Here is a 13205-nt window from a genome sequence, read left to right as displayed (position 1 = left end):
CCGCGCAAATAGCCACCATGCAAGCACTCAAGCTCAAGCTCCACAAGAAGCCCGCACCGGCACCCGGCACGGCCATCTTCTGCATCGTCCGCAACGAAATCTACTTCCTGCCGTTTTTCATGGCGCACTACCGCGCGATGGGCATCCACGAGTTCTGGTTTCATGACGACAACTCCACCGACGGCACCTTCGAGTACCTGATGGCCCAGCCCGACTGCGGCGTCACGCGCGCCAATGTCGGCTACGGCGACCGGATCGCTCCCAACAACAAGATTTTCGGCACCGCGATCCGCACCATCATTCCGCACCATTTCCTGCTCAATCGCTGGGCGCTGATCGTGGATGCCGACGAATTCATGTACCTGCCGCCGGGCATGGAATCCATCGACGACCTCACGCGCGCGATGGAACGAAGCAAGGTCAATTCAGCACGCGCCCTGATGCTCGACTGCTTTCCGGCCACGCTGCGTGATCTCGATGGCGCATCGATGACAGCGTCGCCTTTCGAGCTGTGCCCGTACTTCGATGCGCTGCAGGGCTTCACCTGGGGCCCCAGGCAGGCGTGGCCGGACACCGAATTTTTAAAGGACAGCGTCAGGCCGCGCATGCTGGCCGAACTGCTGCGCCGCGAAGTGCCCATGGGCAAGCTGCTGGACGACTATGCCCACGCGAGCCTGCACAAGATGCCGCTGGTGTACTGGACCGACAAGGTACAGATGAACACCTCGCACCGGGCCAACATCGCCGTCAACGACCGGGTGCACCTTGCGTTGGCGCACTTCAAGTTCTATCCCGGCTACCAGGACCGCATCGACGACGCGATGGCGACCAATGCGCACTGGCTCGCCTCGTCCGAGTACCGGTTCCTGGACATCGCCGTGCGTGAGCTGAAAGACTGGCCGCTGCAAGGCCCGCGCTCGCGCCGTCTGAATTCCGCGCAGGATTTTGTGGATGCGGGGTTGCTGTATTCGCGCCTGGATTAGGGCGCTCTGGATGTCATACCGGGCTCGACCCGGTATCCACCGCGCAGCGGCGACGGCCGTCGAAAACCTGGATTGCGGATCAAGTCCGCAATGACAGCCGCGAGAAGGTTGTCATGCCGGACTAGATCCGGCATCCACCGCGCAGCGGAAACAGCGCCAGCTTTTTCTAACCCCACCACCAAAATCTCAGACCTTTGTCTTAGAACTTTGTAATCAAACTCAACCAAATAATTTGCCACGCGCTAAACACCTGCCGATCGCTCCAGATAAGTGAGTAGAGAGGCGGACGTTGCCCAAAAGGACAACGGGCGCCGGCCCGGGGCGCGGTTGCCCCAGGCCGCAAACCGGGGCAAATCACATGGTAGGTATCGTCAGCGGCAATTCACTGGGCCTGGACTTGACGTCTGGGGCAACGCTGGGCCAGCGCGGCCAACTCGGGCAATCGGCCCTGGGCCAGACAGCCGAGCGCAGTTACGTCAACGTTGCCACAGGCAACCTGGTCGTCCAGGACGTGGACGACTTCCTGGCCAGCAACGGCCTGGATGTCACCGCCTTGCGCACGTACAACAGCCAGGGCCTGCTGGACGACGACAACGCCGACAACTGGTCCAACGGTTTCTACAAAAAGCAGCTGCAATTCACCGGCGCAGCAGGCTCGACCGGCACTGTCACCCGAACAGCGCAGGACGGCAGCCAGGCGGTATACATCTATGACGCCGGGCGATCGGCGGCAACCGGTAAACCGACCTATGTCACAACCGCAGGCGTCGGCGCGTACGACACGATCTCGTACTCGAACGCGGCCAGCCAGTACACCTGGACCGATGGCGACAGCGGCATTTCCGAGACCTACACGATCAACGGTGCCAACGAAGCACGCCTGACCTCGGCGACCGATCACCGGGGCGGTGCGACAAGCTACGAATACAAGGCCAACGGCCTGATCTCGAAGGTAACGGGCGGCTCGGGTGAAGCGATCCTGTATGACTACGACGACACCACCAAGCGATTGATGTCGGTGAAGTACGTCGCCACCAGCGGCGCGCAGACGGCGCAGGTCAGCTTCACGTATGACGGCTCCGCACGCCTGGCCACCTCCGCCGTTGACCTCACGCCTGAGAACCTCGCCGACAACGCCACGCCCAGCACGATCTACACGACGACCTACACCTACGACGGTGCGAGCAAGCGGCTTGCCAGCATCACGCAGGGCGACAAGACCACCATCAAGTTCACCTACACCCTGAGCAATGGCGTGCATCGGGTGACCAGGGTCGAAGACGGCCTGGGCAAGATCACCAACTACACCTACACGGCCAACCAGACGGCGGTCAAGGACGCGCTGGGCAACACCACCACCTACAACTACGACGCCTCCGGCCAGCTCCTGAAAATCACCAGCCCTGCGGTGGACGGCGCGCCCCTCATCACCGAGTTCACCTATGACGGCGCGGGAAACCTCACCGATGTCGTCGATGCGACCGGTGCGCGTACGAAGATGGAATACGTCAACGGCAACCAGACGTTCCAGCGCGACGCCGCAGGCAACACGGTGCAGCGCACGTTCGACGAACGAAACAATCTGCTGACCGAAACGCGGTTCGCGCAAGCGGCTGCCGAGAACTTCGGCGCCGGGCTGGCCTCGCAACCGAAGACCACGCGCTACCTGTACGACGGCACCGACAAGAACCTGCTGCTCTACGCAATCTCGGCCGAAGGCCGCGTCACCGGCTACGAATACAACGCGCTCAACCAGCTGGAATTCACCCGCGAGTACCACGCGGCCTCCTTCCAGGTATCGACGCTCGCCCCCGACGCCATCCTGCTCGATGCATGGGCTTCGGGCCGCGACCACCGCGTCACGCAATACAAATACGACTTCCGCGGGCAGCTCGACCAGCACATCGTCTTTGCGCCCGTGGGCAACAGCACCACCGCCACCGCATCCACGACCTTCTACGTCCGCGATGCGGGGGGCAACCTGCGCGAGACCACCTCCTCCACCGGCTCGCGCACGCAATACCTCTACGACGGCCTGAACCGGGTTCACACCTTCACCAACGGCATGGGCGAGCAGACGCTCACCAGCTGGAACGATGCGGGCAGCTCGGTCAGCGTCACCCAGGCCAACGGCCTCGTCACCACCACGCTGCGCGACAAGGCGGGCCGCGTGACCAGCGTGGTGGAAGGCTTCATCCCGGCAGCGGGCTCGCCCATGACGGTGCTGGGCACCACGCGATATGCCTGGGACGCGGCAGGCCAGCTGGTGATGGTCGAAGACCCGACGCAAGAGCGTTCGTTCATGCTGTACGACGCGGCCGGCCGCAAGGTGGCCGACATCGACGCCACCGGCACGCTCACCGAATACTCGTACAACAAGAACAACCTGCTCACCCGCAGCTACACCTACTCGGGCACTGCCCTGCCCGAAAGCCTTTTCGTGACAGCGGGCGTGCCCAGGAGCCCGATGCCCACGCTGGCTTCGCTGCAGTCACTGGTCGCAACACCGATTGCCAATACCGCAACCGACATCCAGAGCTGGCGCATCTACGACAGCGCCAACCGGCTGGTGCGCGAGATCGATGGACGAGGCGCAGTCACAGACACGGTCTACAACGCACTGTCGCAGGTGGTCAGTGTCACGCAGCGTGCCAACCGGCTGGCGGACGTCTCCGCGCTGGGCAAGACGCCCACACTGGCACAAACACAGGTCGCGGCCAACGCAGGTGAAGACCGCGCGGCGCGCAACTTCCATGACGCCGACGGCCTGCTGCTGGCCGAGCTGGACGCCGAGGGCTACCTGAGCGAGCACACCTACAACTACAACGGCGAACTGGTACGCACGATCCGGTATGCGACGCAAGTTGAAGCATCGCTGCGCACCGCCCAAGAGCTGGCCGATCTCCGTCCGTCAACCGATTCGCAGAAGGACGCAGTCACCTGGTTCATCCGCGATGCGGGAGGACGCGTCGCAGGCGAAGTCGACGCCGAGGGCTACCTCACAGAAAAGCAATACGACAGCGAAGGCCGCCTGACTGCCTCGGTGCGTTACGACAACAAGGTCGCGGGCACCATGACGTTCGCCAGGTCGCTGGGTGACGCCCGCCCGACAGCGACCAACGAAGCCCGCACGACCACCTGGACCTACGACAACCTCAACCGCATCTCACGCGAAACCGATGCACAGGGCACGGTCACGCAGTACACCTACGACAATGCCGGCCACCTCGTCAAGACCGAGCGCGCACTGGGCACCGCCGAGCTGCGCACCTCGCAAGTCCGGTACGACATCCAGGGTCGCCTGATCGGGGAGCTGACCGCCGAAGGCGCGCTGGCACTGGCTGCGCCGGGAGCGATCGCCGCGCAGGTCTGGTCGCAATGGGGCATCACTCACGCCTATGACGCAGCGGGCCGGCGCACCGGCACCACCGATCAGTACGGCAACAAGACGCGCTTTTATTACGACGGCGACAGCCGCCTGACCCACACCATCGATGCGCTGGGCGGCATCACCGAGAACCAGTACAACGTGCTGGGTCAGCTCAAGGCGACGGTCAGATACGCCACTGCGATTGCACCGGCCACGCTCGCCACCCTCATCGGCGGGCTGGTGACTTCGGCACTGACCACGGCCATCGCAGCAGCCGCTTCGGACAGCTCCGACAGCAAGACCAGCTACGCCTGGAACCTGGGCGGCGCGCTGGACAGCGTGACCGATGCGACAGGCGTCAAGACCAGCTACCTCTACAACGCGTTCGGCCAGGAAACTTCACGCACACGATCGCTGGGCGCAGTGGCGATCTATACCCAACTCACGGGCTACGACAGCCGCGGCCAGGTGACGTCAACGAAGGCGGACGACGGCGGGCTCAATGCCTGGACGACGGCAAGCTACGACGCATTCGGGCGCGTCGTCAAAACCACCGATGCCAACTGGATCGAACGTGAATACAGGTACGACAAGCTGGGCCGTCAGATCGCCCTTGAAAACGGCCTGGGCCGCTGGAGCTCCACCAGCTACGACGCATTCGACCGCATCTTGAGCACCACCGACGAGCTGAACCAGACCACGACGTACAGCTACGACCTGCTCGCGCGCAGCGTTCGCGTGACCACGCCCGAGGGCTTCGCGGTCACGACCACGTTCAACCGCTTCGGCCAGACGCTCACGGTGAGCGACGCCCGCAACGCGGCCGACAAGACCACCTACGACTACGACGACAACGGCAACCTGACCCGGACCACCTTTGCCGACGGCACCAGCACGTCGACCGACTACGACCGGGCCGCCCGCATCGTCAAGACAACGGATGCCGGGCTCAATGAAGTGCAACTGGCCTACGACGGTGCGAGCAGGCTGCTCACCCGCACGGTGAACCCCGGCGGGCTGAACCTGGTCACCACCTACGGCTGGGATGCCAAGGGCCAGCAGGTCCGCATCACCGACGCCAACCAGGTCGTCACGCAACTCGACTACGACCTGAACGGCCGGCTCGTGAAGCAGACGGTCGACCCCACCGTGGCCGGTGGCGCAGTCGAGCTGAACCTGGTCACGAGCTTCAGCTACGACGCCAGCGGCAACCTGCAGTCCATCGTGCGCCCGAACGCCAATGCGACCGGCGACGGCGCGATCACCCTGTACTTCTACGACAAGCTGGGCCGACGCACGCGCGAAGAAACGCGCACCGGCACGACGGTAGCCGATCCCTTCACCACCGGCACCATCGTGACTGCGCGTGACTGGCAGTACGACAAGGTCGGCAACCTGCTGCGCGCGTTCGACGGCAACGGCAATTCGACGCGTTATGTCTACGACGCCGACAACCAGCTGCGCTACACCATTGATGCGCTGGGCAATGTGCAGGGCACGAACTACACCGACACGGGCCTCGTGTACCAGAGGCGCACTTATGCGCAAGCGATCAGCCTGACCAGCCTGCCCGCGGCACCGACACTGCAAGACATCGAGGCGCTGCTGGCGCCCTCGCAGCTGGACCGCTTCGAAGGCAATCTCTACGACAAGGACGGGCGCGTCACGGCCACCTTGAACAGCCTGGGTCATGTCGTGCACTACCAGCACGACGCCAGCGGCAACCTGATCGAGCGACGCGCCTATGTCAACGCGGTGACCAGCTGGGACGGCGTCTCCGTTCCGCAACCGGCACCAGACGCGCGCGACGAGCGCATCCGCACGGTCTACGACAAGCTCAACCGCGCGATCTACACGATCGACGGCAATGGCGCGGTGGTTGCGCAAGCCTACAACGCCAACGGCCAGGTGCAAGAGCGCCGCGCCTATGCGGTTGCAATTGCCCCGGAAACCGCAGCCACGCAAACCGCACTGGCGCAGGCCGTGGCCCTGATTGCAGACGATACGCGCGACGTGCGCACCTCCATGCGCTACGACCGCGCCGGACGCCTGGAGTGGACAGCAGACGGCATGGGCGCAGTCACCCAGCGCAGCTACGACAAGAACGGCAACCTGAGCGCGCTGCGCCAGTACGCGACGCCGCTGGCCGCAGGCCTTGCGCCATCGCAGGCCACGGCCAACTGGATGACCGACCGCGTCACCAACTTCACTTGGGACGCGGCCAATCGCCAGGTGTTCACCGTGCAGGCCACGCGCGATCTGGCAGGCGACCTGGGCGGCGCGGTCACACGCAACCACTACGACGGCAACGGCAACCTCACGCGCCGCACCTCGTACGCGAAGCTGCTCACCACCCTGCCCACCACCACGGGCACGATCGAAACCGCGCTGGGCGCTACGCAGGCAGACGACCGCGTCGAGCAATTCGCCTACGACGCGGCCAACCGCCGGGTCTATTCGATTGATGGTGCGAACGCCGTCACCAAACTCGACTACGACAGCGCAGGCAACGTGGTCAAGACGACCCGCTATGCCACCACGATGACCACGGCCCAGCGGGCGGGCCTGAGCACAAACGCATCGGCCAACGACATCCTGGTGCGCACCTCCGCAACGCCGAGCCTGGACCGCATCGAGCGCAGCGCTTACGACGCGGCCAATCGACTGCGCTACGCCGTCGATGGCGCGGGCACGGTTCGCGAAACCAGCTTCGACGCGCTCGGCCGCCTGACCAGCACCGTGCTGCACGCGCGGCAAGTCACGTTCGCACACAGCGCGACGGTCTCGCTCACCGACATCAAGTCCGCCCTGGGCAGCCCACTGGCTGCCGACCGCACCGAGAGCTACAACTACGACAGCCAGGGCCGCCTGCTGTCCAGCACCGACGCGCTGGGCTACACCGAAAGCTACAGCTACGACGCCATCGGTCGCAAGCAGAGCTTCACCAACAAGGCCGGCGCGGTGTGGACCTACCAGCACGATGCATCGGGCCGTGTCACCACCGAAACCTCGCCCACCGTGCTGCGCACGCCCACCAGCCTGGACGCAGCGGGCAACCTGGTGCTGGGAACGCCGGTCAACGTCCAGCCGCAGACGCATCTGAGCTACGACGCACTGGGCAACCTGCTGCAACGCAAGGAAGCCGCAGGCCTTGACGAAGAGCGCATCACGCGCTATGAGTACGACTCGCTGGGCCGGCAGGTTGCGACCATCCACGGTGACATCCAGACCCGCACCTGGTACGACACCCTGGGCAACGCTGTCGCTGGCATGGACCAGGCCGGCAACTACAGCTACAAGAGCTATGACCGCGCAGGCCAGCTGGCCTTCGAGATCGACGCTGGCGGCTACATGACGGCTTACGAGCGCAATGCGTTCGGTGAGGTCAAGACTCTCACCCGTTACAACGGCGCGACCACTGCCATCACGCCGACTCCTGCAGGCCTGACCTATGCGCAGGCCAAAGCGCGCGCAATCGCGCTGGACGTCTCGCAAAGCCGCAGCATCGAGACGGTGTACGACACCGCAGGTCGCGTCAAAACCGTCACTGAACCCGCAGGCTTCATCTACGACGCCGACACCGGCACCACCTCCGTCGACGGACGCGCTTCAACAAGCTACGCGTACAACGCCTTCGGCCAGGTCACGCGCAGCTCGGACGGCAAGGGCACGACCGACCACTTCTACGACGCAGGCGGACTGGAAGTCGCCACGCTCGACGCGATGGGGTTCCTGACCAAACGGGAATTCTTTGAGACCGGCGAACTGAAGAAGCTCACCGAGTTCGCCACTGCGGTGACCGTGCCAGCCAGCTACTCGGCCACCCGCCCCGCAGACCCTGCCACCACGCGCGAAGACCGCGTCACCGAATTCACATACGACCTCGCAGGCCGCAAGCTGAGCGAGACGCGGCGCAAGGTCGAAGTCACCTCGGGTTCCACATCGGCAGGCCACGCCAGCGGCACCTTCACCGTGTCGACCACCACGCCGGTCAAGCAGACGCTCCTGGTCACCACACCGGCGAACTCCGGCACGCGCATTGCCGACGTGATGTTCTTCGCAGGCGCGGACGGCAGCTCGGTCATCCAGTGGCCCACACCACCCGCAGGCACGATCGCCCGTGTGAGTTGGCGCGTGCAAGGCACCGACACCTGGACCAGTGCGAGCGACCTGATCGTGACCGACGGTGCCTCGCAGAGCATCAGCATCGGCGCGGACACCACGCCCAACATCCTTGAGCTGGAGCTGACCTGGACGCAGGGCAACGCCGTCGTGGGCCGAGAGACCAGCACGCTGACCATCTCGCCGCGCACAGGCGCCGCGCCCACCTCCTCTATCACCGGCATCGCCAACACCATCGTCGCCCTGCTCAATGGCGTGCGCGTACTGAAATGGCCGACGCCCGCAGAGGGCGTCGTTGCCACCATCCAGATCAAGCCACCGGGCAGCACGCAGTGGGAAACCTGGCCCGTCAAGACCGAAGGCAGCATCCAGTACGTGGTGCTTTCTTCCAGCCTGCAGGCAGGCACCTACCAGGTCGAGCTGGACCTGCAACGCCTGAACAGCGCCACGCCGGTGCAGGACCTGCAGACGCTCTACCAGTACGACAAGCTCGGCAACCTGACGCAGACCACCGACGCCCTGGGCAACAACAGCTACAGCTACTACGACGCGCAAGGCCGCGTCACTGCCACCGTCACACCGGCAATCGGCCTCGCATCCGAAGGCGGCACCATCACGCCGCTGGCGGAGTACTACCACGACGCGCTCGGCAACGTCGTGGGCAAGGTCGCAAAAGCCAACGGCGTGGCCAGCGCCAACGCGGACGGCTACGTGCGCGTCGATGCCGGCCTGAACCCTGCCGACCGCACCGACCGGTACAAGGTCGATCGCTTCGGCCACATCACGCAAATCACCAATGCGCAGGGCGTCTCCAGCTTCATGTCGTACGACCGCATGGGGCGACTGGAGCGAACGTGGCAAGGCGTCACCACGGCCACAGGCGCGGCCACGATTTATCAGGCCTTCGAATACGACAAGGCCGGGCGTGTCGTTCGTGTTCGCCAGCCCTCCCCCACAACCCTGACCGGCGCAGTGGGCGAAAGCGTGACCGTCATGGGCTACAACGGCTTCGGCGAAATGACCAGCCGACGTGTCGATGCGCTCGAAGCGGAGTACTTCGAGTACAGCACTGCCGGTCGCCTGTGGCGCACCAACGCCGATGACGGCATCGACCGCATCTACCTGTACGACCTGCAAGGCCGCGTCACGCAGGAGATTCGCAGTGCGGGCCGCGAGACCGGGCCTGTCAACATCATCACCGTGCTGAACCCGGCCACGGCCGCGACCAGCACGGATGTGCGCCGCACCATCACCCAATACGACAAGCTGGGCCGCGTCATCAAGACGATGATGCCGCAGCGCCAGGACTCGCAGGGCGGGGTCACGGTCAGTCACATGACGACGGCCGCATCGATCACGCAGCAGGCGAGCGTCGTTCGCGACGACTACAGCTCGGGCTACGTGTCGGGCAACTACCACTGGACCATGCCCAACCGCGTCCAGTTGTCATGGGCAAGCCTCGCCTCACTGGGCTCGGGCGACATCAAGGTGGAACTGAAGTACACCAGCGCCGCATTCAACATCCCCGAAGTGACGGTGGAAACCGGCGCGAACGGCGAACTCACCACCTACCCGGCCATCAACTTCTACGCGACTGCCACCAGCATCACCAAGACCTTCACCGCCGAAGAAGCCGCCAGCGGCCCGGTGATGGAGTGGCTGGACCAGGGCAGCATCGGCGGCATCAGCGCCGTCAACGGCCTCACGGTCTGGAAGAAAGACATCAACGGCCAATGGGTCAAGCTGATCGACCAGAACGCATTGGGCGATGGCAGTAACAGCATCACCATCGCAGCACCCACAGCGCTAGACACAGCCATCGTCATGCAGGTGCGCGACCTGGGCAACACCAGCGAAACCGCATGGCGCGACCTGGTCACCACGAACTTCGGCGACCAGCTGTACTTCGACACCAGCGGCCTTGCCAGCGACGTGTACGAATACCGCGTGCGCACCAAGCGCGTGGCCGACACGGCCTGGGCCGTCACCTCCAGCGGTGTCATCGACCTGAACCCGCCGCTGGTCGCCAAGATCACGACGGCGATCACGCCTGCCGCCACATTTGCCACGACACCCGGCGCGGGCTACAGCTGGACCAGCCCCGGTGCATCTGTGGTCCAGACGTGGCGCTACCGCGCAGCGGGCACCACCGGCGTGTGGCTCAGCCTGCCCGTGGCCTCTCGCGGCACCGGCATCGACGGCGTCGATGCGTCGGCCTTGCCGCCCGGCCTGTACGACTACGAGCTGCTGTACAACCAGCCCGGCGAAATGCGTCCGTATGCACGCGCCAGCGGCCAGATGACCGTCGCGCCGTCGCAAGGCATCGAGCCGGTATCGGGCATGACCGCCACGGGCCGCACCGACGGCACCGCCCTGCTGCAGTGGACCAAGCCCACCGACACGACTGTCACCAGCGTCCTGCGCATCAAGCCACCCGGCGGCACCCTGACCGCAGTGACGATAGGCCTGGACGCGAGCGGCCTCAAGCAGCAATACGTGCTGCCCGCGAACTCGGCCTACGGCACGCACCAGTTCGAAATCACGCAGACCCGGGGCGGCGTGGTGATCGCCATCACCACGGGTTCCATCACGATGAGCCAGGGCGCAGTGCCCGCAGCCGTGATCACAGAGACGACGCCCGCCTACATCGCCTTGACCGCGCCCTACGCCGAGCCCGCAGCGGGCGCCGCGCCGCGCGTGTCCGGGTTCCAGTTCCAGACGGCGGCCAACGGCGGCTGGAATGTGAGCTGGACCGCGCCGACCTCGCCACAGGACACGCAGGTGTTCGCGCGACTTCGCGGCGATACGGCATGGACACTCGTCACCGCGCCCACGCTCACCGTCGCAGCCGGACGCCAGCGCCTGGACCTGAACGCCAACGTGCTGCAAGCCGGCGACTATGACCTCAAGGTGCTGACCCGCAGCGGCACCACCGTGACCGGCTTCACCTCGGCCGTCGTGACGATTGCAGCCGACACCAACGTCGCGGCCACCGCAGCCATCACCACACCACCGCAGGCCACCTTCGCGGCCAACGCCGACAGCAGCTGGTCCCTGCAGTGGACCAAGCCGCCTGTGGGCAGCGACGTCTACCTGAAATACCGCCGCGCCGGCACCGCCGACACCTGGAACAACGCCGCCTTCGCCGATGTAGCGGGCACGAGTTTCCAGAAGGCCGACGTGAGCCCGACCGGCCTGACCCAGGGCACCTGGGAGTTCGACCTGTACTTCGTGGACCGGGCCAGCGGCCAGCGCACCGAAGCGGCCTTGCGAAACGTGACCGTCACACCCCCGGTGTACAAAGCGGCCACGCAGGTCGTCACCACCGACCCGCTGACCACCAAACCGCCCATCCCGGGCCTGACCTGGTCCACGACCGCGGGCGTAGGCTCGACCTTCACCTGGAGCCCACTGGCCGCAGGCACGGTGCTCACCGTCAAGTCGCGCCTGAAGGGCACGACCACCTGGCCCGCCTCGTCGATCTGGCAGTTCGTGCCGCCGCAGACCAGCCAGATGATTCCGGCAGGCACCTTCGTCGATGGCACCTACGAGATCGAACTCACGGTGACCAGCGGGGCCACGGTGCTCAGTTGCTCGCGCCGTGAGAACACCGTGACCAACGGCAACATCGCCTCGGTCGATACGACCGTCACTGCGATCACCCCGACCTTCAGCAGCACCGCCAGCAACGGCGAGTGGAAGCTGCAGTGGACCCCACCGGCCACCGGCACCCTGCAATTGAGATTCCGAACGGCGGGCAGCAGCGATGCGTGGGTCGACGCGAGCACGCGGGTCTCGGGCACCACCACCAAGTCCGTCACCTTCTTTGCGTATGAGGCCGCGCCGGGCACCTACGAGATGGAGCTGTTCTACACCGATGCCAGTGGCAAGGTCACGCATCGGGCGAAGTCGAACATCACCGTCAGCTCGGTCGTGACAGCGCCCACCTTCGCACCAACCGCCGCCGCAGCAACCCCGCCCACGCTTGCCACCATCAGCGCCCGCCCCGATGGCGGCTTCCGGCTGACGTGGACGGCCGCAGCGGGCACGGTGAGCAGCACCTTCAAACTCATCGACGCCTATGGGGGCGTGGTGATCAATCCCGGCGTGATCCAGGTCTCGGGAACATCGCGCTGGATCGACATCGCCGACACGCTGGCACCGGGCATCGTGAGCTTTGAGATCGCCGACTTCAATGGCCTGAACGGTACGGGAACGCGCCTGGACCAAGCCTTCGGCAAGGTCACTGTCGCCAACGATTCACCGGCCGCCACGCTCGTGCAGAACTACGCGGCGATCACGCCCGCCCCTGTCGCAAAGGCCAACGCCGACGGAAGCTGGAGCCTGACCTGGGTCACGCCACCGGCGGGCACCACGGCCAAACTGAACTACCGCATCGCAGGCGGAAGCTGGGCCGCATGGCCGGACGCCATCACCACCTCGGGCGGCAATTCATCAGTCAATGTCGCACCGACGCGGCTGGTCGCAGGCACCTACGAGTTCGACCTGTACTTCGAGCGTTCTTCGACCCGCACCAACCAGACCTTCAAGCGCATCGTGGTCTCCGCACCCGGAGTTGCCGCGCCGACGGTGAGCATTGCGCCGAGCACCTACGTGCCCAAGTCATACACGCTCACGCAGACCACGGCTGCACTCGCCGCAGTGACCAGCGCCGTGCAAACCTTCGTGGTCTCGGCAGCGCCTGAAGGCATCTCGAACTTCAGCCACAC

General features: G+C 65.2%; 2 protein-coding genes. Both read left to right on the top strand.

From position 1 onward, the window contains the following. Window positions 1-17 precede the first annotated feature (17 nt). Window positions 18-983, top strand: a complete 966-nt coding sequence (locus AQ12_RS04905) for a glycosyltransferase family 2 protein (RefSeq protein WP_048438763.1) — start codon at window positions 18-20, stop codon at window positions 981-983. Between the two features lie 358 nt (window positions 984-1341). Then, window positions 1342-13205, top strand: an 11864-nt coding sequence (locus AQ12_RS04900; RefSeq protein WP_048438762.1) for an RHS repeat protein, incomplete at its 3' end; no start/stop codon positions are given.

This window comes from Caenimonas sp. SL110, assembly GCF_001044395.1.
Taxonomy (GTDB): domain Bacteria; phylum Pseudomonadota; class Gammaproteobacteria; order Burkholderiales; family Burkholderiaceae_C; genus Ramlibacter.
This window is presented reverse-complemented; position numbering and strand designations above follow the sequence as displayed.

Coding starts and splice junctions, on each gene's coding strand:
- AQ12_RS04905 (WP_048438763.1), top strand. CDS start 18: ATGCAAGCACTCAAGCTCAAGCTCCACAAGAAGCCCGCACCGGCACCC.